Genomic DNA, 22,205 nt, shown 5'->3' with positions numbered 1-22,205 from the left:
GGTCAAGCGATCAATTCATGAAAGTGAAGCTTCATCACATCAATCAGCGTTGCGTCAAATTAATTACTTATCTATTCACATTTTGCTCAGAGCCATCAGGTTCTACTAAATCTCTAACACTCACTGCATATTCCTTTGCTGCGGTTGCAAATGGAAAAGGAAATGGTAAAGCGCCATCATCGGCGGAGTAGGGATATCTGCTTCGGAGTCGATGAACCAGAAGAGCAAGCTGGTCGGGCTGAATACCTGGGTGATGAACAACCGTAACTTCTAATAATCTTGCATTAATATTAGGGTGGCTACCATCCTCTAATCGAGATTGTGAGATCTTTAGAGCATATTGCTCAGTCGTTGCAGACCTTCTTAGACTTAAGTAAAGAGGCTGTTCAGATTCGCAGATGTCTTGCCATCGATAAATTCTGCCTCTCGCTCGACTTCCAGCTTGTTCTCGACCCTTTAAGGAAGGTTTGACGATCGCGACAGGAGTTTCATTGCTGCTTCCTTGTAAGCGTAATCGGACAATCCATAGGCGATTTAGTTCATCAGCATCTTTTAGCTGAAGCGCCTTTAGTACCTTATCCGGCTGCAAACTAGGATTTTGCAGCCAGGATAGCAATCCTTTGCGCCGAGCATTTTGAGCCTCTGCCATAAAGCAGCATTGGGGCAGATCGTGTATTCGGATCAGTCTTCTTTACCTTTTTACGACTAGCAGGTTGCGATTGATTGTCGGTAGCTGAGGATTTGGATCTAGCAGGTAAACCTAAAAAATTGATTGATTTGCCAATTTGAGTGGCTTCACCAACGCGCTCCACGTGATACGTTGGGTTGGCGAGTAATGCGCTCGGATTCGGCAAACGAGTATCATCCGCCAGCAATGCCTCGATCGCGATCGACCAGCCAGCAGCTTCTCCTCGACGTTTTAGGGTTAATGGAAGAAAACAAAGCGGTTGCCGTACTCCATCCAACAAGCGCAATTCATTTCCAATGTAAGCGGTAAGCCCTCGATAGGGCGGACGTTCTAAAGCATTCACAATCCATCGACGCACGGAGAGATCATAGCAAGTACAATCCAATTGAACGGTGTTGGGCTGCACTGGAGAACTTTTGGAATGGGACGGTGCTAGATTCAATTGAGACTGCCGTCCAGTGGGCTGCCAACATGACTTGGAAGGGAATTGCTCCGATAGTGCAGATCCTTGATACTCTCTACGAGAAAGGGGTCAAAGTTCCGCTTTCAGAACTAGAAGAATTCTACTTTCCTTTTTGGCAACGCTCTGAAATTTTGCCTAAGTGGGACATTACAATCAGCCCAATATAACTGGTACTTCATTTAATTGCTGATCCCTAATGACTGGAACGGCACTTTCGAGGGCTTGGGCGAGTTGTCGGGAGTCTTCGTCGATCTTCTGGACAACGCCCTGACGATGCTCGAATTGGTAGATGGTGTCCCGCAATTGCTGGTCAAGGACGCGGCGATCGGTAATGACGATGACGCTATCGAACACCCGGTTGTTTTGGTCATCGTGGAGAGAAGCCAGGCGATGAGTCAGCCAACCGATCGTGTTGCTCTTGCCGCTGCCTGCGGAATGCTCAATCAAATAGTTATGCCCAACGCCATCGAGTCTTGTGGCTTCGGCGAGTCTTCGGACTGCCTGAAGCTGATGATGGCGAGGAAAAATTAGGCTCTCCTTTTTGAACTTTCGCCCTTCGTCGTCACGCTTTTCCTCAACTTGGAGGTGTAGGAAACGGGTAAGCAGATCGAGCAGGCTATCTCGCTGGAGAACTTCCTCCCAGAGGTAGGCGGTGCGATAGGTGCGTCCATTTGGGTCAGGTGGATTGCCAGCCCCACCTTCACAGCCCTGGTTGAAGGGTAGAAAATGAGTGGCATCGCCTGCCAAGCGAGTGGTCATCCACACTTCTTCGGTATCAACGGCAAAATGAACCAGAGTGCGCCGTTTGAATTCAAAGATTGGCTCACGCGGATCGCGGTCTTTGCGGTATTGGTGTTTAGCGTTCTCGAAGGTCTGTCCAGTGAGCGGATTCTTGAGTTCGAGACTGGCGATCGGGATGCCGTTCACACTGAGGGTTACATCAAGGGATTTGGCAGAATCGCGGTTTGCCGAAGGCAACGCTTCGCGAACGCTGTAGCGAAGTTAACGAGTAATACCGACGCAGTTAGCCGCGTATCGAGCCTCTAGGTCAGGGTTCAAACTATGTGCAGCTTTAAAGTAGGCGATTCGTAGGGTACGACCATAACATTTGAAGCCGTGGCGGAGGGTGTGGAGGGAGCCATAAGTATCCATCCACTTGCAGAGGTCGGTCAGAATTTGGGTGGCAGTATTCTCTCCATGAAGCGCTTCTAGCTTTGCCCACTCTTTGGGCTGGGTGGTGCGAATGAAGGCGATCGCTTCATCAGGAAAAATGGCACGGGTGCGATCGAACCTGCTCTTGACTTGAATATAGCCATGCGTCAGCAAGTGATTCTCAATCACGCTCTCAAAAGCGGCTTCACTATGACGGGCTTGGCTCATTTTTTAGCTCTCTTTGATTTGGCAATCTCTTCTAACTTGGAAATTCGTTTTTCTAAAACTTGAGCGAGAGTAAAACAAAACGGTTCTGGCTGTCTATGCTGATTGGATTTTAGGGCTTTCAATCGTTTTCGTGCATCTTTGATCGAAAGGTTGTTTTGTGTGCCAAGCGTTCCTTGAATTGCGGCTCTCCGAAAAGCAGTGAGGTCATGATGATCAAGCGCCAGCTTTCGGATAGTGGTCGCCGCAGCTTGATCGCCCTCTTTAGATTTAATCTCACCTCGTGAGTTGAAGAAAAAGCGAGTTTCGCAAGAAGATTCTAGTGGGGAAACAAACAAGTGCTGCTCGGCAGGAGATGGTCAATTCCCTTTTTGTTCGGCTCCGTAGGGTATCTTGGCTTTTGGGTTGGGTTTGGGGTAGCAGGCAACGAGGTTAGTGTATGAGACGGTTTCTTGTAAGGTGCAGTGGTCTTGAGGTTTGACATGTCCAAGATGACACTGACAAAGACGCGGATCTTGGTGATCGACGTAGCCATCAATTCTCATCCCCGTGTAAGCACACAAGCAGCCTTGCTCTTTTAACAAAGCCTCAGTTAGAGCTTTGGTAGCGCAATTGTCTTGACGCATCAGGTTGTAGCCAAAGTTAATGTCCTTTCCGCAACGAGTGCGCCATTCGGCCAGTTCACTTGGCTCACTCTTCTTCTGAATCCATCTCATCGTCTAAATCCACTTCATCTGCTAAGGCTTCAAGGTTGTTAATGCTGGCTTCTAGCCGAAATACTTCGGGATCGTCGCCGTGCTGCATGGTTCTTAATGTCTCAAGACGACTTCTAGCAAGGTCAAGTTCTCCTTCTTCCAGGGCATCTTCTACTAGGTTGATCTGGGCTTGGGTGGAGGCGTTGCGGGATGCGGTTCCCATCAAATGCTCCAGAATCCAGCTTGAATCTAACCCAAATCCCTGAAGCCCTTCTTGAATGGCTACGACTCGATCGCCCTCTTTGGCAATCAGGCTTAAGCCGGGTGGTTTGACTTCGCCCACAATTTGCGGTGAATGCGTGGTGGCAATGAATTGACAGTTGGGAAAAGTTTGGGTCAGTTTGGCGACGATCGTGCGTTGCCAGATCGGATGCAGGTGCAAGTCGAGTTCGTCAATCAGCACGACGGCTTTGCCTTGTAGAGAATTTTCTAAGATTGGGTTGGCTTGAGAGAGTCGTCGCGCCAGGTCGAGAACTAGTGCCAGAACGCTGCGTTCACCATCAGAAAGCTGACGGACATCCAGCGTGACACCTTATTTTTCGAGCATTAAAGTAGGTTTTCGTTCACGCACGACTCGTAAATTAGTACACCAATCTAAAAAGCTTGTTACAGTATTTTGTAAAACTTCAAGTCGCTCTTGAGCAGAAGGTGATCCTGAGTCTGCAAGCTCTTTTTGAACCATCCACCAAGTGATAAACTCCTGTAGACGTAACATACGAGGCTTGAGAGCCTCAACAAAAGCAACGGACTGATCTCCTGCTGCCATTTGGATATTCGGTTCTTTGCTATCAAAGAGCATTGAACGCCGAGTTGAGAAATAGATAACAAGTGGCTGCTCAGTCGCAGATTTTAGCGGGAAAAGAATGTCTGTACGATTAGGTTTTAGCTCAACGTCATGCTTTTTATCTCGGCTTACATAACACTCAAAAGGAATGCCAGAGGTTATAAAATTGAGTTGTACAGTCAATTTATTTCGATCGTGCATCACATCATCAATGCTAAAAGTTAGACGGATTTCTTCTGATACAGTAAATTCAGGTAGCACTCTTGAGAATGCAATTCTTATTGCATCAAGTACGGAAGATTTACCTACGCCATTGATACCTACAAGCAAATTCATGCCTGGAGCAACAAAATCGAACTTCACCTCTTGAAAAGCGCGAAATTGGTTAAGGGTGAGACTACTGAGTTGCATAGGCCTCCTTCACACGAATTTTCCCAGTAACGGCGGCTGAAATGAGAGCAGTACGACGTTCCTGTAAAAGCTCGGCGGTGTATTTAGTGACGACTTCCAGCTTATCAAGTTTAGCGATTTGAGCTTCAACATAATTGACTATTGCTTGTTGTTCTTGAAAGGGAGGAAGGGGAATTAGAAATTCCCCAACAATTTCAGTATTTAAGTTGTCCATTGTTGTCCCTACTGACATTAGGGATAGCCACGAGCCTGCAAATGTGTTGGTAAGCAATAAGACCAGGTACTTTGAGTCTAAAATTTTTGCGTTGGGTCGCACTCGAAGACTACCCGAACCACAGAGCCAACCGACTTCCTTATCCGTCACCAGTCCACACCGACCAATCTCGCCTCGGCGGGCAAGAACGACATCTCCAATCTCTAATCGGTGAACCGCCAAGTACTTTGCCATTATTTTATTTACAGTGACTCGATCACCTGGCACAATTCTTCCACTAGTCAGATGAGCAGGATTAATAACGGGAATTCCGCCATCTTTGCGATCAATGTAATCCTCAGCATGAAGCTGTGATCCAAAGGGACCTGTTTGCAAAGACTTGCATATTAACTTTAGCCTTCCCGTTTTCCAATTTCCAGGGAACATACCCAACCACTCAATCTTTGAATCACGCATTGGGACATCAAGATTCAGACCACGAGTGACGGCGTGGGTGATGAGGGCGCGGCGTTTTTCTGCAAGGAGTTGGAGGAGGCGTTGTTTGAGGGTGATGAGGGTGTCGAGTTTGGCGGTTTGGCGATCGAGGTATTGGGCGATCGATCGTTGTTCAGAGAGCGGGGGAAGTGGAATTAAAAGATTACCGATAATGTCCCAGTCTGCATGAGGCATCTTTACGCCAAACGTTGCAGCATTTACTTGATCAATAAATTCACTAGTGAGCAGCACATCAAGCAGAAACTGCCCGTCTAACTCCATATCAGGTTTCATGACGAGCAATTCAGTAGTACAAACTCCTGCTTCTTTGGCAAGGTGTGCTTTGGCGAGGTACGGGCGGAGCTTCCCAAACAAAACATCGCCTGATTCAAAGTAACTGACTATGCTTTTGCTTTCATCCTTGTCATCTAATAATTCAGTAGGTTGTTCTGACTTAATTAAGCGCCCTGTCCAAGATTCAATGTTTTCAAGACCTACATAGTTGTGTTCCTGTGAACTGCCAGTAGTGCGGAATGCTCTTAATCCAACAATTGTTTTGAGCCTTGCTATTTTCCATATATTCGGTATTTGCTCCAGCCATAATACACTCACAAGAACACCTCACAAATCGCTTTCCACTTCCCAGTCTTCCAGCTTCAGACCTTCTACACGGCTAAATTCTCCGGTGTTGTGAGTCACCAGCGTCAAGTTATTGGCTAGAGCGATCGAGGCAATTTGTAGATCGTATGCACCGATCGGTGTTCCAAGAGATTCGAGTTGAGCGCGAACGACTCCGAAAGTAGTTGCAGCAAAATCATCAAAGGGCAACGACACCAAAGCATTTTAAAATTCCCGTTGTCGTGCTAGCGTCCGCTCAGGATTATTACTCCGCATTGCGCCATAAAACAATTCAGCTTTCACAACCGAGCATACAAAAACCTGCGATCGCGGAACTTCCCCCATTTTTCGTCGGACATTAGAATCTGTTTGATTAAGGTAAACAATGCAAACATTTGTATCTAAAAGGTAAGTCACGCAATGGGTTCCCTCACATCATAAGGCGGCTGTGGATGGCGAATGATGGGATCGTCCGCTAAACATCCTGCTGTCTTCTCAAAAAATCCCGCTTCCCAACCTAACTCACTTTCGGATGTAGCTGTGCTTTGATTTGTCTCTTGGCGCAAAAACTCAGCAAACTTCAAAACTGTTCTCGCTTGCTCTTCTGGCAATGTTTTTACTAACTCATAAATTGTTTCTGCGGTACTCATAAGCTATTCTCCTAAATTGAACGAACGCTCACTTTGTGATCTGACTAGCATTGCAACGGTTATTAACTCGCGATCGGTAACTCAATATACTCACACAACGTCTGCGGTTCTGGAATGGGTAATCCCTCTTCCTGCATTGCCTCTAAGTGCATCTCGATCGCTTCCCGCATATTTTCCATCAGCTCCTCTACCGTGTCTCCAACGGTGACACAACCTGGTAAATCAGGAATATAAGCCGAGTAATTCCCCTCTGCTTTTTCAATCACGATCGCGTAACGCATCATTCATCCTCCAACTGAGCTTGCTTCCAAATACTCATCAACGTACCAATCGCCAGATCCTTCGAGAGTTTTCCTGGAACGGTTACTGTTCCTACTTTCTCTGAATGTTTAAACTGATGATGACTCCCTTTTGTCCTGGCTGAGTACCATCCATCTTCCTCTAAACGCTTGATCACATCTCAAACTTTCATGCAGTTACTCTGTCACCTCACGCAGCAGCCGAATGATTTCCTCTTCCATCTGCTTAATGTCGACATCAATCTCAGCCAACGGGCGCGGCGGCGTGTATTTGTAGAAGTGACGATTGAAATTGATTTCATAGGCACTGCGGATTTTTTCTTTGTCTGCCCAAGCATCATTCACATGAGGTTTTACCTCATCTTGAAAATAGCGCACAATCTCTTGAATGTTCGTATCTTCACTTTGATCGATCAACCGCACATTCTCAAAATCGCGCAGTTGTGAATCTGGCTCATACATCACCTGCGTATGGTCATCTTTCCAATCTGGAAACCAACCCCAAACGCGATCGATTGGATCATCTCCCTTTGTCTTACGTCGCTTCAGAACCACACCCTGAACATCTTTGTTTCCACCCATGCGCTCAGTGAATACATCCCGAAATAGCTTCCGCTCCGGCTTTTTCCACTTGCTGCCCCGTTGGTATAACAAATCATCCAGCAATTGATCAAACTCGTTCCAGTCCGTTCGCGGTTCTCGCCCTAGCTTGCGATCGATCGCCTGCACATCGTCTAGCAAATGCGGTATGGCATCGAGAAAGCGGCTTTTGCGATCGACCGTCATCTCATATAACAGCCGTAACGGACGCTCGATCGGCACTCGGTTATAGCCAAAATCCTCATTGTCGAAAATTTTGCTCGTCTCACTTTCGACGAATTTGCCGTATTCTCGCACCACGATCGCAGTGTCTTCTTCACCCATGTAGCGGCGTTTGTCACCTAAACTGCGGCGCATCGGCTGCCATCGGGCACGAGCATCAATCAGTTGCACTTTGCCTTTGCGGTGTGGTTGCTTGCGGTTTGTCACAATCCAAACATACGTTCCAATCCCGGTGTTGTAGAACATCTGCTCAGGTAACGCCACGCGCTGCTTCGCAGATACCGCAAGGGTCGCTTCTAGCCAATCCTTCTCGATTACCCATTTGCGAATCTCACTCTCGCCGCTACCCGCTCCGCCCGTAAAGAGTGGTGAGCCGTTGAACACGATCGCCAGTCGTGAACCTTGCTGACCCTGCTGCGGCTGATACGGCTCAAACTTGCTGATCATGTGCTGCAAAAACAGCAGCGATCCGTCATTGACTCCCGGTAATCCTGCCCTGAATCTTCCTGCAAACCCCTGTTTATCGTGTTCCCGTTGCACTGCTTTTTGTTGCTTCTTCCAGTCCACCCCAAACGGCGGGTTAGCTAGCAAATAATCGAAGCGATCGTCCTCATACTGATCATCGATTAGTGAATCCCCAAAGCGGATTTCGCCTTCTTCATTGCCCCGCATCAATAAATCTGAAGCGGCGATCGCATACGATCGGGGATTAAAATCCTGCCCATACGCATACAGCCGAGAATTCTCATTCATTTGTCGCAGATGTTTCTTCGCTTCTGACAACATCCCTCCCGTACCACAGGCAGGATCAAGCACGCGCCGAATGATGTTGGGCTTTGTCAGAACATCGCCATCAGGGGCAAACAGAATATCTACCATGAGACGAGTGACTTCACGCGGAGTAAAGTGGTCACCCGCCGTTTCGTTAGCAACTTCATTAAAACGATGAATTAAATCCCCAAACAGCAACCCCATTTCGATGTTATCGACTGTATTGGGATGCAAATCAATATCACAAAATTTTGAGACTACCAGATACAGAATGTTTGCCTCTCGCATCTTCTCAACTTCATTGGCAAACTCAAACCGCTCGAAGATTTCGCGCACGTTCTTAGAGAACCCTTCGATATAGCTGACCAAGTGCTTGTCAATGTTGTCGGGCTGATTGACTGACAGATCTTTTCCAGTAGGTTGGGTTTCACCGAGTTCAACACCAACCTACAAGTACAAAAAACGGAGGCTTCAGGAGTTTTGTCAGTCAACCAAGTTGTCGGGGTCACCCTTCAATTAGTTTTGCAGGAAGCCCAAAAAATCTCGGCTTGAAGAGATAATTGCGACATGGTTGCGTAAAGGGTGGAAGATTTGGACTCTCGCGATTGATAATAAGGCATCAATCTGCCGCTCCAGAATTCAGACATCCCCATGCCACAGCGGCAGACAGATGGCTAAAGTAACACACAATTTAATGTGCAAATCTACAACTTTTTCTACAACTTTTAATGGAGCTAAGCGGGTTCGAACCGCTGACCTCTGCAATGCCATTGCAGCGCTCTACCAACTGAGCTATAACCCCGATAAACTGCATTGTATCATGCCTTAATCTCGAAATTGAGTCAAGCCCTCTCCTAACTTTGGTAAGCTGATAAGCGGACTGTAGACGATCGCCCCCCAAATTGGCCCTTACCTTGAGACTTATGAGTGACACACCGCAAGATTTATCCAGCTTTGAGGCAGAACCAACCTCCCCCGATGTGGAAACGGCTGCACTCCTGCAATCTCTGCGGCGCAAAGAGGGCAGTTGGGTTGAGTGGGGGCAAGCCTGCCAAACCTTGCAGAAGTCGGGATACACCGCTCAAGCTATTTTTGAAGCAACCGGGTTTGAGCCGATTCAGCAAAACCAGATTATCGTCGCAGCCCAGGTGTATGCCTCGATCGCCAGCACCGGAGTTTCTGACTCCACGCAGGCTCACTTTCAGCGCAAAGGCAGTGATGTCTTGTATGAGCTACGGATTCTGACACAGGCAGAACGGGCCGCCGCCGCCGAGTTTGCCTTTGATCAGCAGTTAGATCTTGATGAAGCTAAAGAATTGGCGCGGGCTATTAAGGATTATTCTCGCCTTAGCAAGCCACCCGAAGACTTCTCAAATCATCCAGGAGATGCGATTGCGTTTCAGGTCTGGAAGAATGCTAAACAAAAGAGTGACTTGCAGGAGCGATCGCGCTTGATTGCTAAGGGATTGCGCTTTGTCCACAGCCAGTCAGCCCGAAAAAAAATTGAGCAACTGCTAACGGATTTTACAGTGACACCCAGCCGTCCGGCTCCCCGATTGCCCATTTATCGTCTGGAGTCGGATGAAGAACTACCGCGGATTTTGCCTGTGGTGGGTAAGTTGCCGTTGACGAAGGCTGATTTGCAAGTGGTGCCTTTGGTGGAGGAGACAGGAGCCTTTCAACTGGTGCATTTTTCGGGGACGGGGGCGTGGGTGCCGCTTCCAGGGTGGCAGGTGATTCGAGCGGCAGAAGATCCTGTGGTGTTGCTGTGTGATAGCGATCGCTTACCCCTCCCAACAGATGAAAAAGTTGAGGAAATGGTCGTGGTGGTCGATCGGGCCCAGCGAGATTGGGATGTGAGCGGCTACTTTGTGGTGGCCGAAGAGGAACAGTTGCAGATTCGCTGGTTTGAGGCGGCTCCGGAGGTTTCTTTGTTGGGCAGGGTGGTGTTAGCGATGCGTCCCAAGAAGGTTTTGGATGTGGGCTATGCCCAAGAAATGCTGACGCGACAGCAACGGGATGATTTTGAGCGGTGGGTTTTGGAGGAGTAGGGATGAGGGAGGAGGGATGAAAAAAGAGTTATGCCGCAAGTCCTTTGTGTAGAGAGCAATCTGAGAGTTGATGGTTAGCGTTTAGAACTTTTGTGCAATTTTGTCGCCAGATTATGCAAAAAATGCTTTCTCTGTCCCCGATCGCTGAGTTAAATTCCGTCGTAAATAGCGGAGAGATTGTTGCATTTAATGTGGGTTTTGATGAAACGGTTTATGTCTTGTTTGCTCTTGATCCAATCGATTACCGCACCGAACAGCCAGGAGGGGCAAGCTTTGCAAAAACGACTCCAGGGACTCCCCAAAATTATCGAGCGATCGCTTTTCAAAAAAATCGCCTAACACTTGACCTTAGCATTACAGGAGAAAAATTTAATATTCACGATATCCAACCGCAGGGCAAACGCATCTAAATTGCTTGAAGAATAGTAGTACTACCTCAGACGATGAGTACCGCTATGGGTAGCTAAACTCATTTTCAACAAGCCTTAATTACTGCTAACTTTCTCAATAAAGGGGGCGAAATAGCTGTTTATTGACATGATGCGTTTGCCCTGTATCCAACCGCTTTCTGCGAATGAATTACTGCTTGTGTGTGCCCGTTCTCACTATAAAGGCCCAAACAACTTTGAAAAGAATGGTCGCGTTTACAGCTTTAGTGGAGAGTTTAAGCGAGAGATTCTACTGGGTGATGGCATCCAATCGGTTCAGGCAACTTCAGATGGAATCATTTGGACTAGTTTTTTTGATGAAGGAGTTTTTGGAAATTTTGGTTGGAATGAACCAGTTGGATCATCTGGACTTACTGCATGGGACTCAGCAGGAAATAAAATATACGATTTTGAGCCAACGGATGACTTAGATTCTATATGTGATTGCTATGCATTAAATGTGGAGTCTGATACAGATGTCTGGCTGTATTACTACACAGAATTTCCACTCGTTCACTTACGCCATCAGAAGATTCAGTCAGTCTGGAATATGCCTATTGAAGGTAGTAATAGTTTTGCTGTTTTTGACAACTGTGCTTTATTCCGAGGAGAATATGGCGATCAAGATACATATCACTTGTTTTCTCTAAACAAAAACGGTAAGGTCAAACGCCTTCAGCAATTCCAATTGACAGATGAGAGAGGACAAAAAATCGTTGCGGAGCGAGTTGTTGGCAGAGGAAGTTCGCTATACATTCTCAGTCATGGATCAATCTATCGAATCGATGTGTCAAGTGTCGGAAAGGGCTTATAGTGGCAGTATAACAATTTGATTGGAGCGAACTTCTAAGAGATCATCAGTGATGTTGCAAAGGCTACTTACAGTGGCTCAACCGCAACGTTATCTTGCTTTATTGAGTTGGTTGAGGGGCGATTTGAGCGTAACGGTTTGGGTTTGGTATCCAAAGTTGTAGAACGGCAAGATTCGTGGGGCGGTTGGGTCAAACCGGAGGGGCGGTCAGAGTTAGATTGAAGTGACTTTCAATGGAGAACGATGCTTATGACACTGATTGTCCGAGATGCTCTTATCCAAGAGTTTAATGATGTGGCATTTCTCAGTGTAGAAGCCTATCGCGAGTATTCTCATGCTCTGACCTCGGACAATTGGAAAACCATGCAAACCAACTTGTTAAATGTGGCAGAGATCGCAAAGCAAGGACGATTAATGGTTGCTCAACAAGATCAAGCGTTAGTTGGGTCAGTTATTTATTGTCCTCCTGGAACGTCGGATAGTCGTCTGTTTCATCTGGGGTGGGCATCGTTGCGGATGTTAGCAGTATTGCCACAGTACCGGGGTTTGGGGATTGGACGGCAACTCAGTCAGGAATGCATTCATCGAGCAAAGCAAGACAAAGCGGAAGTGGTTGGCTTACATACAAGCGAGTTAATGGTAGCCGCAAGAAGGATGTATGAGGGACTGGGATTTAAGCAAGATATCGGGTTGCCCAGCCATTTTGGAATTCGGTACTGGCGGTATGTGTTGAGGGTGGCGGAGTCGTTACCAGCAGGATGACAAGTCGATCGAGCGGCAAACAAAAGATTCTGCACGATGCGATCGTATTGGGTTGCGGTTACATTCTCAGCAGGATGACTTTTTGAGAAGCATTGCAAGCTGGAAATTTGCGCCTATACTAAGAACATCGGTACTGGAATGGCGCAACCAGTAGGTGAGCTATGCAACTTCTTAGGCAGCTATCAGAGGCGTTTTGGGGACAGGAAGATTTTGGATGGGAAGATGCTTCCTACCCAGAAGAGTTTGATGAGCCAGAACAAGATTTGCCCCCAGTCGCTGCTCCCGATAACGTGGTGGCTTTACCCAGGGCGACCAGTCCTCCACAAGAATGTCTTGTGTTGTATCCGACGACTTTCGAGGAGATTCCTGAAGCGGTGAATGCCCTGCTAGAGCAGAAAGTGATCATTCTCAACTGTTCTAAGATGCGATCGTCAGAAGATGCCCAGCGATCGGTTGACTTTTTGGCGGGGGCGATTTATGCGATCGGCGGTCAACAAAGCCGCATCTGGAAAGATATTTTTCTCTTTGTGCCGCCGTTTGTGCAGGTGAGTCAGTGGCAGTCAGTCGTTCCGGTGCCGCCATTTGTGCCAGACTAAAAAGGGCACCGAGTTTTGTCCTCATTGCCGTTACGTTAAATCGACAGTTAACTTCACGTCGAGAATTTGATAAAACCGAAGATTGGTCGTCACGGTTTGATTCACAATCCTTTAGGTCGATTTGTTTTGCAGGTTTGCCACCTTAGTGGGATTTAGATAACCAAAGCTTAAATAAATAATTAAGGCTTAAATAATCAAAGCTTAAACCAGTGTTTGCTTGCGCTTAGTTGTAGCCTCATATACTGACGCTCATATTCATCTGCGGTGGGAAAGGATATGAGAGTCTCTCGACGACGGTTTTTGACCTTAGCTGGCGCAACAACGGCTAGTGTCACGATGGTTGCTCCTCTCGAAGCATTCTATGCCAGAGTAGCCAATGGTGACGTTTCAAGAGGAGTTGGCTTTGGCCCATTGCGTCCCAAATTGCCCGTAAACGCAGCCGAGTTGACCAACACAGTTTTGGGGGACTTGAGCCAAGAACCTTTGTTAGCACTGCCACCGGGATTTAGTTACCGGGCACTTTCTATTACAGGTCAGACGATGAGCGATGGTTCTAAGGTGCCTGCGGGACATGACGGAATGGCGGCGTTTCCTGGCCCAAACAATACTACACTCTTAGTTCGCAACCATGAATTGAGCACCTCTTTGCCTGCTGCTTACAACTATCCAGTGGTTGGCGCAAACCGATATTCAACGACTGCCTTGGGTGGGACAACCACATTAGTCGTTGGAAGTAAGCGCGAACTGGTTAAAGATTTCACCTCTCTGGCAGGCACAAGAACTAACTGTGCGGGCGGCGGCACTCCCTGGGGAAGCTGGATTAGCTGCGAAGAAACCTTCTCGACGACTATTAGCGCGAACAATGCGATCGTCAAACATGGTTACAACTTCGAGGTGTATGCTAACGCCAACAGTGGAATTGTGAATCCGACTCCTTTGCGAGACATGGGACGGTTTAGCCATGAAGCGATCGCGGTAGATCCCAAAACTGGATATATCTACGAAACGGAAGATCGAGGCGATAGCTGCATCTATCGATTTGTGCCCAGAGTCATCGAAGAAGGCAAGAAAGCAAAGCAGTTACAACTGGGTGACTTGCAAAAGGGAGGAACGCTGTACGCTCTCAAGATTAAGGGCAGCGAGAACTTTGCTTTAATTACCACAAACAACCCCAATCTTCCGGTGCCGGGCAAGGGGGGTCAGCCTGGACGCATCAAAGTTGGGCAAGAGTTTGAAGTAGAGTGGGTTAAGGTTGACAATCCTGACCCTGATTTTACAGATAACAATGATACGGCAAATAGTCTTGGCAAACCGGAGTCTGTTCGGGGGCAAGCGCAGGCTAAAGGGGCGGCAATCTTCTTTCGGGGTGAAGGCGCTTTTTATGGAAACAACAGAATTTATTTTGTTGCAACTCAAGCGGGAACTCCAGCCTTTGATAATGCCCGTGGCAATGGTCAGGTCTGGGAATACAATCCCCGTAAAGAAACGATCAAGCTGTTGGTGGAGGCCTCTTCGGCGGGCGATCTGCTAGATGAGCCTGACAACGTTGTGGTGACTCCTTTTGGCGATTTGATTTTGTGCGAGGATGGCGGCGGTGAACAATACCTGGTGGGCGTAACTAAGAAAGGGAAGTTATATCAGTTTGCCAAGAATGTTCTCTTTGCAAATAGCACTGACGCGACGCTCAAAGATCAGTTTGCTGACAATGAGTTTGCAGGGGCTTGCTTCTCCCCGAGTGGCAAAACGCTGTTTGTCAACATTCAAACTCCTGGCATCACCTTCGCGATTTGGGGGCCGTGGACGGGTCGCTAGACTTGAGTTGCAAGGGTTGCGATCGCTTTCACTAACCGTAAGTTCGATGCAGTTTTTTCGCGGCGGTGTTCACATCTTCTGCCCCCCAATTCTAGGGAACTTTTAGACAAGATTTCTAGTTCAAAGTCCCTTACTTGTGGGGAATTTAGGGGACGTTTCCAAGTTGCAACCGTAGCGGCGAGATTCATCGAATTTGCGTTTTTTTGACGTAGCGATCGCACCATTGCACCATTTCCCACAGCACATGACCAACGGCTTCGCAAGAGCGGTATCCGTGGTCTTCGAGGGGGAGAGAGACCCAGCGGACGGTTGCGCCGAGTCCTTTGAGGGCTTCGTAGAGGCGTTCGGTTTGCAGGGGGTAGGTGCCGGGGTTGCTGTCGTTTGCGCCGTGGATCAGGAGGAGTGGGGCCGTGATTTGGGCGGCGTGGGTGAAAGGAGACATCTGATTATAGGTTTCGGTGGCTTCCCAAAAGGTGCGCTGTTCTCCTTGAAATCCAAAGGGTGTGAGGGTACGATTGTATGCACCACTGCGGGCGATTCCGGCTTGGAATAGATTCGTGTGTGCTAACAGATTTGCTGTGGTGAATCCGCCGTAGGAATGTCCGCCAATACCTAAATGATTGCGATCGCTCACACCTCGATGAACCAGATAATCAATCGCTGCTTCAACGCTAGAGATTAACTGTTGTAAATAGGTGTCATTGGGTTCTGCATCGCCTTCACCGACGATCGGGAGACTGGGATCATCCAATATTGCGTAGCCTTGAGTCAGGAGAAATAAGGCAGAAGCTCCGTAGGGACGGCTAAAGGTGTTTTCTGCGGTGGTCATTTGTCCGGCTAGGGTTTTATCTTTAAATTCGGCTGGATAGACCCAGAAGATTGTCGGCAGCGGCCCATCTCGACTCGGATCGTAGCCCGCAGGCAGGTAAAGTTTTGCGGATAGCTGTACGCCGTCGGCTCGTGAATATTGCACCACTTCTTTGTGAATTCCGGCAAACTGGGGCGCGGGGTCAGCGTAGGTAGTGAGGGGGATGGGCTGACCTGTGGTAGGGCGCAAAAAGTAGTTGGATGGTTCTATTTGGGACTGACGAACGGTAATCAGGGCCCCGTCATCTAGCATCGTGACGATCGCCTCAAAGTAGGGAGCCTGACACTGCCACAATCGTTCGGAAGCTGCGGTTTGTAAGGCTCTGCGATCGAGAAAGGGATAGATGCCGTCTGGGGAAGCGCCTCGACCTGAGAAATAAAGCGCATTACCATCGGGCGTAAATTGCAGAACGCTCCGGTGATACGTTCCGATCGTCGTCATCGGCATTCCAGGATCGCTGTATTGGTCTTCGGAACTACGCTCGATCAGCAGGTGGGCTGGCTTGTCGGGTTGAGCGGGATTAAGCTGCCAGAGGCGCAGTGTGCGGCTGTCGTATTCTTTTTCCCAGGCGAGAGCTACGTCTTCTCGTCCCCAGAGGATGCGGCGAAACCGAAATGCTGACTGCCAGAGGCGTTGGGGCGCGCTGTCAAAGGGGGCATTGAGTTGAAATAAGGCATCTCGAAACGGGACTTTCTGGGTAGGATCGCCGTCGTCCAGTGCTTCAATCCAGTAAACGGTAGAGGGTCGATCGCTGCGCCATCCGGTGTTTCTGCGGCCGGGTCGTACTGCGTCAAATTTTGTGGAAATGCTATCTGCTAATGGCAAGTCTGCAATGTCTTGAACAATCGTTCCGGTCTCGTCTAAAACTTGAATCTGACAGGGAAATCGGGACACTGGAAGCTGATAGGAAAAGGGGCGCTGCAGCGTTTTTAATAGAATAAATTTGCCATCGGGTGAGGGAACGGCTTCTTTGATCAGACTGGGTTTTACTAATCTCGTTCGGGTGCCTGCGATCGTAACTTTCTCTAGCGTAGAAGTTAAATAATACTCAAACAGGCTTTCGTCGTGAGCATTTTGCAGCAGATTGGTGTAAGTTCGATTAGCACTTTTGCGTCCTAGATTTTCTTGAATAATGGGGCCGGGTGGAAGAATTGGCTCGATCGGGGGGGCGGGTCGATCGCCTGGAATCATTTTACAGAGCAGCGATCGGTCGTCCATCCAGCGGTAAGGCGTTCCGTAAGTTGCGTTGAGAATCGGTTCCGTTAAGCGTTGAGGAATGCGTTGTAAAAGATCCATCACCCACAGTTCCAATCCCGTTTCTTGGACGAGTGCGAAGGCGATTTTTTGGCTATCTGGTGACCAGCGTACAAACCCAATTCCTGCATGATTTGGAAGCGCGATCGTTTCGGCAACCTCATCCAACAGCAGTTTTACCCGCAGACTTTTGTAGGGACTGTATCGAGCAGGCGAATTGAGTTTGGGATTGATCCGAAAGCCCGCGATTCCGAGTTCGGGTTCTGCCAATTCTGACAGGGGACGCAGCGCAGAACGCTCTAACTCGATCAGCCACTTGTGATCTGGAGAAATCGAGACGGCGGGAGACAGTGGGGCATTGAGAATTTGTGCGATCGGGTCAGGGGGAGATTGCCAGATTTGCTCAACAGATCGGGTCATGGGGAGGTGAGGAGTGAGGAGTGAGGAGTGAGGTGAATTTGTTCAGACTACCAGGTTACACGCTATTTTCTAGAACCTGCACTCCAGCCTCGATCCAAAATGGTGACTAGATTCACCAAATCTTTTTCGCTGCGGTGTTTGGCGCTTCTGCCCCCCAAGCTGCCAATTCTGGGGGACTTTTAGACAAGATTTTAGCGGTGCTGATTGGACTAAAACTCAAACTGCAAGCCTGTTTTGACAAAGAATCCATGCAGGCTGAGATTGCTCTGGCTTTGGGCAAAAACTCCAGGACTGGCGGCATCCACAAAGCGAATATTGTCCATCACATTGAACCATTGTTGATATTCATAACCCAGGCTGAGATTGAGTTTGGCAGACCTGCTCAAAGGTTGAACCCAATCTAACCCGATCGCCAGATCCACCACGGGAACCGTTTGATTACGATCGCGCCCCAGATCAGCAATCACATCAGCACCATTGCGATCGGTTTCTCGAAAACTAGACGACTGTTTGCCAAACAACAAGGCCGCTGACCCTCTGGTGAATAAGCTAAATCCGCCGCCCATCAGCACTCTGGCTTCTACTCCCAATCGGGGGCCAAATCCGCGAAAGTCGTTGGTCATGTCCAATCGGCCGTTGGTGTAGTCGCGCCCGTTGTAGGTGACGGCCATGGATTGGTGAATGTCTGAGAAGCGCAAGCCTGAAAACAAACGGACTCCCAACCCTCTGCCCACTTTGAAGTTGTAGGCTAACTCTGCATCGGTGACGTTGTAGTTAAATTTGGCTTTGGCAGCCGCAGTTTCGGCAGAGTCGTTTTGCAGGGGGTGAGACGGCGTTGAGAAAAGAAATCCGTTGGCGGGGCGACTGGCACTGGCGGTTCCATCGGTGTCGAAGAATGTGTGATTACCTCCGATTTCCCAGGCGGTGTTTTGAGGACGATAGCTGGCTCCGATTCTGAGTGCAGTTGCCTGATCGTACTTCACCGTCGCGAGTTGTCCACTGGCTGCCAGGGCGGTTCCGGGATCGACGATCGCAAAGTCCAGAGAGGTTGCTGGATTGACTCTCAAGAACATCGGTTGGGCATAGATGGTTAACGCTGATGGGCGATCTTCAGGGACGGTAATCGCGGCTTTGGGCGCATTTTGGGCAGGAGAATTAGACAATTGCTGTTTGAGTGTATCAATCTGTTGTTCTAATTGCTGTTGGCGTTCTTCCAAGCGTTGTAGTTTATTTTGCAGCGTGTCATCTGTACTGTTTTGGATTGGTTCTACAACAGGTTGCTCAATTGTCGGAGATGCTTGTAGATCGATCGCTTGAGTTGAGAAGACTCCAACAATTTCAGGTTTTGCAATCGATGATACTGCTGGCGTTGACGGATTTGATTCCGATACAATCGTATTTAGCGTTACAGGTTTTTGATCTGAAGTTTTGATCGATTCCCTTTGAGTTGAAAATTCTGCGATCGAGGTGGTTTCTACCGTTGGAGTAGAAGATAATTTTTCTGGCTGAGTCGATTCGATTTGAGGAGTCGAGAATTCTACTTTTGTCGTTACTTCTACCGTAGGCGCATCGGTTGGAATTGGCTCTGGTTGAAAAGATTGGGCTTGAGGTAAAGTCGCGATCGCGGGTGATGGCTGCACGTTTGTAGAGTCTTCTGCATGAGCAAGACCTGGCACAGCTCCCATTAAAGCGGTCAAAGTCACCGTTAATCCTAAATTATGTTCTTTCACGTTTCTCCTCACAAATTCGGTGAATGATGGTCGAAATTCTGAATCAACTGCACCCTAATTTGATCAGCCCGGAAAGTTGCCGTAAAGTTCACCTTCCAACGCCAAGCGACCCCTTGCGGGTATCTCAAAGCGATCGCCTGCTGCAATCACTTCTCGCAACGATTGTTCTAGCGTCGGACTCAAGAAATCTTGCAGATTGGCATTGATGAACGGCAGCAAATTCTCTTGATCTTTGGGACTGGGGTTTGTATTGCGAACGACGACGATCGTATTGCTTGCCCCCACTTCAAATGTGTCTAACTCCTTGCCACCAAATAGAGAACCATCACCCAACAAGCGATCGGGATACTTCACGCCCAACAAAACGTTGTTTCCGGCTCCACCCAACAGCGTGTCTTGACCAAACGTTGTAGAACCCTTAGCCGAACTGCGATAAGCCAGATCAAACTGATGAGGCAGCGTGTGCAAAAAGTTGTGGGAACTGATGCCAAAATCAAAGCTGCTGTCGGTGATATTCAGATTGAGATTGACGGTGCCATTGACGATCGGTAAAACAAGCGTCGCATTGTCTCCCAGCATCAAATCTGATCCCGCATCGCCGCTCATCACATCATTTTCAGCGATCACGGTATTGGCTTGATTTCGATCGAGATAGTTAATGCCGTACTGTTCATTAAACAAATCACGAATGTATGCTTTGACATCGGTCACCAGCGTATTCAGGTTATTTCTCAGCAGTGCTTGATCGCTTGTCTGAATCGTTACCAACGGCGTGATCAAATTACTGTAGCCGCCCATTATCAAATCATTGCCGTTTCCGCCATTCATCGTGTCATTGTTGAGAACCAGATCAAAATCTTTGAAGTTGGGACGAACCGCTTTAGGTGTGCGATCGAACCCATAGTTCCAGAAGCTACCTCGCTGATAACTTAACGTATTCAAAATCGGCGCAAAGATCGTCGAATCTGCCCCCAACAGCTTGTCATCTCCATCGCCGCCATTTAGAAAGTCATTGCCCTGAGAAAGCGTGTAGGAAGAGTTGACGCTACCCACAAACGGATTCAGCAAAGTATTAATCGTGTTGTTAAAGCTGGCGATCGATTGTTTGAGCGTATTCACAAATCCATTCACCGCGTCAGCATTTCCCGGTTGCCGAATCACGAATGGACTGTAGAACATTGCATTGTCGCCCATGATCAGATCCCGATCGCCGTCTCCATTGATCGTATCGTTGCCGATTGCGATCGTTCTGGCGGTCTGACCCTGGCTAAATGCAACTTCTAAATCATGCAGGTCGTAATTTAAGTGATACAAAGCGGTCGTGAGTTGATCGAGATTTTGGTCGATCGCGCGGTTGCCTGTACGAATTGGCATGAAGCCTGCATAGTTGTCACCGACGATCGTATCTTTACCCGCTCCACCCCTGATAAAATCATTGCCTTCGACCAGATCGAGATGATTGCTCAAGTCTGGAATCAGTGCCACCAAAGACTGGAAGGTTTGAGTTTGGGATCTGAGGGGAGCGACTGGAATCGCAGAACCGTCTAAAACCACCTGCGGCGAAAGGGTGAGCGTCGGCAACAGTCCATAATTCATTCTGGGTGTGAGCGTCAGATTGGGCGTGAGAATCGTGCCATAGCTGCCCAACACAAAATTGAGTCCCGCCGCTTGCTCAATGATGTGATAGCCACGTTTAACCGTGGGAACTTCGGTGATAAACGGCTCGATGTTATTCGTATTATCTCCGATGATAAAGTCGTCATCAGCGCCTCCATTCATCCCATCATTTCCAGCGTTGCCTTCCAGATAATCACTGCCAGCGTCACCACTCATTCCATCGTTGCCCCGCTGACCAAACATCGAATCATCTCCATTACCGCCGCTCATGCTATCGTTGCCATCAGCAAACAGTTCGATCGCTTGCACTTGAGTAGTTACACCACCGTTTGCGCTCGTCAGAATCAATAGATCAGAAGTCTGGAAGTTAGCATTAGAGATTGTATTCAGAGAGGCGGTCATTTTTCCGACATCTGTTAATAGTGCGTTGCGATGCCAGGAACCGTTGCGATTGAGGCGAGGCGTTCCGTCTGGGTTATATTCGCGAGTGATAATACCGACATCGCCTAACATGAAATCTTGACCGTTGCCGCCCTCCATCCAATCGTCACCTAGCTGACCATACATTTCGTCATCGCCAGCATCCCCACTGAGCGCATCGTTTCCTCGCTGCCCCTGAATAATGTCGTCACCAGCGCCACCGTGCATTAGATCATTACCACCCATGCGATCGACATCATCAAAGCGCACCACATCGCGAATCACATCCGCAAAAGGAGCCGGGTATCGCTGCCAACTCGCTCCCAGGGGACGACGGGTAATCATACCATTGTCGCCCAGCATCACGTCAGCGTTATCGTCACCATTCATCGTGTCATTCCCATCAGCGCCACCGATGATATTGTGACCCCCGATCATATCGTCTTCACCCGTGCCACCACTCAAGTAATCATTTCCCTGTTGTCCGAGGAGAATGTCATCGCCCTGATTGCCGTAGAGGGTATCGTTTCCAGCCGCCGCAGCTAGACCAATGTCGATTGAGAAATAGTTACGATCGCCAGGAAGCGCTTGATAGATCTTGCCGTGATCGCCTAACAGCAAATCGCTGCCCAAAATTTCTGCACCATTGGTGACAGACGCAAATTGCTTGAGAGCCAGACCGTTGAATAACCAAACACTGTTAGCGCCTGAATTATTTCGCCAAAACACATCCGCCTTGCCATCTCCATCGAGGTCAGCGATCGTGCTTGTCCAGTCGATCGACACATTGTAGGGAATCGCGGCAAAATCGAGTAGTTTCAGACCATCCATCAGCCAGACAGACACCGCACCCGAACTGTGTCGCCAGAAAATATCATCCTTACCGTCGCCATTAAAATCGCCCAGCGTCGATGTCCAACTCGTCGGCACATTGTAGGGAATCGCGGCAAAATCGAGTAGTTTCAAGCCATCCATCAGCCAGACGGACACCGCACCCGAACTGTGTCGCCAGAAAATATCATCCTTACCGTCGCTATTAAAATCGCCCAGCGTCAATGTCCAACTCGTCGGCACATTGTAGGGAATCGCGGCAAAATCGAGCAGTTTCAG

23 protein-coding genes, 1 tRNA gene and 1 pseudogene are annotated in these 22,205 nt (G+C 48.5%); 7 read left to right on the top strand and 18 right to left on the bottom strand.

Annotated features, from left to right (window positions below; genetic code table 11):
- Positions 1–67: 67 nt before the first annotated feature.
- Together ACJ2PR_RS17395 and ACJ2PR_RS17390 are read right to left on the bottom strand one after the other, a co-directional pair.
- Positions 68–649, bottom strand: coding sequence for an RNaseH domain-containing protein (locus ACJ2PR_RS17395; RefSeq protein WP_446877934.1), 582 nt, complete (start codon positions 647–649; stop codon positions 68–70).
- Positions 591–1,046 carry a hypothetical protein gene (locus ACJ2PR_RS17390; RefSeq protein WP_446877933.1) on the bottom strand — a complete coding sequence of 152 codons (456 nt, stop codon included), beginning with the start codon at positions 1,044–1,046 and terminating at the stop codon, positions 591–593. The genes ACJ2PR_RS17395 and ACJ2PR_RS17390 overlap by 59 nt, the downstream gene beginning before the upstream one ends.
- A gap of 8 nt (positions 1,047–1,054) precedes the next feature.
- Between ACJ2PR_RS17390 and ACJ2PR_RS17385 the strand changes: the two are divergent.
- Positions 1,055–1,318 (top strand): annotated as a pseudogene (locus tag ACJ2PR_RS17385) (ISAzo13-like element transposase-related protein); the annotation flags it as partial.
- On the opposite strand, the gene ACJ2PR_RS17380 reads toward ACJ2PR_RS17385, so the two are convergent.
- The 13 genes from ACJ2PR_RS17380 to ACJ2PR_RS17320 all read right to left on the bottom strand — a co-directional run bounded on the left by ACJ2PR_RS17380 (position 1,305) and on the right by ACJ2PR_RS17320 (position 9,128).
- On the bottom strand, positions 1,305–2,129 hold the full coding sequence (locus ACJ2PR_RS17380) for a type I restriction endonuclease (protein ID WP_446877932.1): 825 nt from the start codon (positions 2,127–2,129) through the stop codon (positions 1,305–1,307). The pseudogene ACJ2PR_RS17385 and the gene ACJ2PR_RS17380 overlap by 14 nt on opposite strands.
- Positions 2,130–2,153: 24 nt before the next feature.
- Positions 2,154–2,531 (bottom strand): hypothetical protein, encoded by a 378-nt coding sequence (locus tag ACJ2PR_RS17375; protein WP_446877931.1) that lies wholly within the window; start codon positions 2,529–2,531, stop codon positions 2,154–2,156.
- A 356-nt stretch (positions 2,532–2,887) separates the two neighbouring features.
- On the bottom strand, positions 2,888–3,244 hold the full coding sequence (locus tag ACJ2PR_RS17370; RefSeq protein ID WP_446877930.1) for a hypothetical protein: 357 nt from the start codon (positions 3,242–3,244) through the stop codon (positions 2,888–2,890).
- The gene (locus ACJ2PR_RS17365; RefSeq protein WP_446877941.1) at positions 3,219–3,806 is read right to left on the bottom strand and encodes an AAA family ATPase; all 588 of its coding nucleotides are present in this window, start codon (positions 3,804–3,806) and stop codon (positions 3,219–3,221) included. Before ACJ2PR_RS17365 ends, ACJ2PR_RS17370 begins: the two co-directional genes overlap by 26 nt.
- 9 nt (positions 3,807–3,815) lie before the next feature.
- Complete coding sequence (locus ACJ2PR_RS17360; RefSeq protein ID WP_446877929.1) at positions 3,816–4,478, bottom strand: AAA family ATPase; 663 nt, start codon at positions 4,476–4,478, stop codon at positions 3,816–3,818.
- Complete coding sequence (locus tag ACJ2PR_RS17355) at positions 4,465–5,778, bottom strand: restriction endonuclease subunit S (RefSeq protein ID WP_446877928.1); 1,314 nt, start codon at positions 5,776–5,778, stop codon at positions 4,465–4,467. The genes ACJ2PR_RS17360 and ACJ2PR_RS17355 overlap by 14 nt, the downstream gene beginning before the upstream one ends.
- Before the next feature lie 9 nt (positions 5,779–5,787).
- A complete protein-coding gene (locus ACJ2PR_RS17350; protein ID WP_446877927.1) occupies positions 5,788–6,000 on the bottom strand; it encodes a hypothetical protein in 213 nt (70 codons plus the stop codon).
- Between the two features lie 9 nt (positions 6,001–6,009).
- Positions 6,010–6,201 carry a PIN domain-containing protein gene (locus tag ACJ2PR_RS17345; protein ID WP_446877926.1) on the bottom strand — a complete coding sequence of 64 codons (192 nt, stop codon included), beginning with the start codon at positions 6,199–6,201 and terminating at the stop codon, positions 6,010–6,012.
- Positions 6,198–6,434: a DUF2281 domain-containing protein gene (locus ACJ2PR_RS17340; protein WP_446861459.1), complete on the bottom strand. Its 237-nt coding sequence runs from the start codon at positions 6,432–6,434 to the stop codon at positions 6,198–6,200. The genes ACJ2PR_RS17345 and ACJ2PR_RS17340 overlap by 4 nt, the downstream gene beginning before the upstream one ends.
- Before the next feature lie 62 nt (positions 6,435–6,496).
- Positions 6,497–6,718: a type II toxin-antitoxin system HicB family antitoxin gene (locus ACJ2PR_RS17335; protein WP_446877925.1), complete on the bottom strand. Its 222-nt coding sequence runs from the start codon at positions 6,716–6,718 to the stop codon at positions 6,497–6,499.
- On the bottom strand, positions 6,715–6,891 hold the full coding sequence (locus ACJ2PR_RS17330; protein ID WP_446861457.1) for a type II toxin-antitoxin system HicA family toxin: 177 nt from the start codon (positions 6,889–6,891) through the stop codon (positions 6,715–6,717). The genes ACJ2PR_RS17335 and ACJ2PR_RS17330 overlap by 4 nt, the downstream gene beginning before the upstream one ends.
- A 19-nt stretch (positions 6,892–6,910) precedes the next feature.
- Positions 6,911–8,695, bottom strand: coding sequence for an HsdM family class I SAM-dependent methyltransferase (locus ACJ2PR_RS17325; RefSeq protein ID WP_446877924.1), 1,785 nt, complete (start codon positions 8,693–8,695; stop codon positions 6,911–6,913).
- A gap of 360 nt (positions 8,696–9,055) precedes the next feature.
- Positions 9,056–9,128: transfer RNA gene (locus ACJ2PR_RS17320), tRNA-Ala, on the bottom strand.
- A 121-nt stretch (positions 9,129–9,249) separates the two neighbouring features.
- Here ACJ2PR_RS17320 and ACJ2PR_RS17315 point away from each other — a divergent pair.
- The 6 genes from ACJ2PR_RS17315 (at position 9,250) to ACJ2PR_RS17290 (ending at position 14,786) form a co-directional block, all read left to right on the top strand.
- A complete protein-coding gene (locus tag ACJ2PR_RS17315; protein ID WP_446877923.1) occupies positions 9,250–10,377 on the top strand; it encodes a RuBisCO accumulation factor 1 in 1,128 nt (375 codons plus the stop codon).
- A gap of 92 nt (positions 10,378–10,469) precedes the next feature.
- Positions 10,470–10,787 carry a hypothetical protein gene (locus ACJ2PR_RS17310; RefSeq protein WP_446877922.1) on the top strand — a complete coding sequence of 106 codons (318 nt, stop codon included), beginning with the start codon at positions 10,470–10,472 and terminating at the stop codon, positions 10,785–10,787.
- 127 nt (positions 10,788–10,914) lie between these two features.
- The gene (locus tag ACJ2PR_RS17305; RefSeq protein ID WP_446877921.1) at positions 10,915–11,619 is read left to right on the top strand and encodes a hypothetical protein; all 705 of its coding nucleotides are present in this window, start codon (positions 10,915–10,917) and stop codon (positions 11,617–11,619) included.
- Positions 11,620–11,865: 246 nt separating this feature from the next.
- Complete coding sequence (locus ACJ2PR_RS17300) at positions 11,866–12,378, top strand: GNAT family N-acetyltransferase (protein ID WP_446877920.1); 513 nt, start codon at positions 11,866–11,868, stop codon at positions 12,376–12,378.
- A 161-nt stretch (positions 12,379–12,539) separates the two neighbouring features.
- A complete protein-coding gene (locus tag ACJ2PR_RS17295) occupies positions 12,540–12,974 on the top strand; it encodes a cell division protein SepF (RefSeq protein ID WP_446861452.1) in 435 nt (144 codons plus the stop codon).
- Positions 12,975–13,250: 276 nt separating this feature from the next.
- Entirely contained in the window at positions 13,251–14,786 is a 1,536-nt protein-coding gene (locus tag ACJ2PR_RS17290) for an alkaline phosphatase PhoX (protein ID WP_446861451.1), read from the top strand.
- A gap of 184 nt (positions 14,787–14,970) precedes the next feature.
- Here ACJ2PR_RS17290 and ACJ2PR_RS17285 read toward each other — a convergent pair whose 3' ends face one another.
- The 3 genes from ACJ2PR_RS17285 to ACJ2PR_RS17275 form a co-directional block, all read right to left on the bottom strand.
- Entirely contained in the window at positions 14,971–17,328 is a 2,358-nt protein-coding gene (locus ACJ2PR_RS17285) for a prolyl oligopeptidase family serine peptidase (protein WP_446877919.1), read from the bottom strand.
- A 209-nt stretch (positions 17,329–17,537) separates the two neighbouring features.
- Positions 17,538–19,058, bottom strand: coding sequence for an Lpg1974 family pore-forming outer membrane protein (locus ACJ2PR_RS17280; protein ID WP_446877918.1), 1,521 nt, complete (start codon positions 19,056–19,058; stop codon positions 17,538–17,540).
- 63 nt (positions 19,059–19,121) lie between these two features.
- Positions 19,122–22,205: FG-GAP-like repeat-containing protein (locus tag ACJ2PR_RS17275; protein WP_446877917.1), on the bottom strand; the 3,084-nt coding region annotated here is incomplete at its 5' end.

Source organism: Phormidesmis sp. 146-33, from assembly GCF_052939515.1.
The sequence above is the reverse complement of the archived record's forward strand: the minus strand, read 5'-3'. Positions and strand labels throughout refer to the sequence as shown.

Bases quoted from the DNA above. Each gene is read 5' to 3' on its own strand.
- ACJ2PR_RS17395 (WP_446877934.1), bottom strand. From the start codon at position 649: ATGGCAGAGGCTCAAAATGCTCGGCGCAAAGGATTGCTATCCTGGCTG.
- ACJ2PR_RS17375 (WP_446877931.1), bottom strand. From the start codon at position 2,531: ATGAGCCAAGCCCGTCATAGTGAAGCCGCTTTTGAGAGCGTGATTGAG.
- ACJ2PR_RS17370 (WP_446877930.1), bottom strand. From the start codon at position 3,244: ATGAGATGGATTCAGAAGAAGAGTGAGCCAAGTGAACTGGCCGAATGG.
- ACJ2PR_RS17360 (WP_446877929.1), bottom strand. From the start codon at position 4,478: ATGCAACTCAGTAGTCTCACCCTTAACCAATTTCGCGCTTTTCAAGAG.
- ACJ2PR_RS17340 (WP_446861459.1), bottom strand. From the start codon at position 6,434: ATGAGTACCGCAGAAACAATTTATGAGTTAGTAAAAACATTGCCAGAA.
- ACJ2PR_RS17335 (WP_446877925.1), bottom strand. From the start codon at position 6,718: ATGATGCGTTACGCGATCGTGATTGAAAAAGCAGAGGGGAATTACTCG.
- ACJ2PR_RS17315 (WP_446877923.1), top strand. From the start codon at position 9,250: ATGAGTGACACACCGCAAGATTTATCCAGCTTTGAGGCAGAACCAACC.
- ACJ2PR_RS17305 (WP_446877921.1), top strand. From the start codon at position 10,915: ATGATGCGTTTGCCCTGTATCCAACCGCTTTCTGCGAATGAATTACTG.
- ACJ2PR_RS17300 (WP_446877920.1), top strand. From the start codon at position 11,866: ATGACACTGATTGTCCGAGATGCTCTTATCCAAGAGTTTAATGATGTG.
- ACJ2PR_RS17295 (WP_446861452.1), top strand. From the start codon at position 12,540: ATGCAACTTCTTAGGCAGCTATCAGAGGCGTTTTGGGGACAGGAAGAT.
- ACJ2PR_RS17290 (WP_446861451.1), top strand. From the start codon at position 13,251: ATGAGAGTCTCTCGACGACGGTTTTTGACCTTAGCTGGCGCAACAACG.
- ACJ2PR_RS17285 (WP_446877919.1), bottom strand. From the start codon at position 17,328: ATGACCCGATCTGTTGAGCAAATCTGGCAATCTCCCCCTGACCCGATC.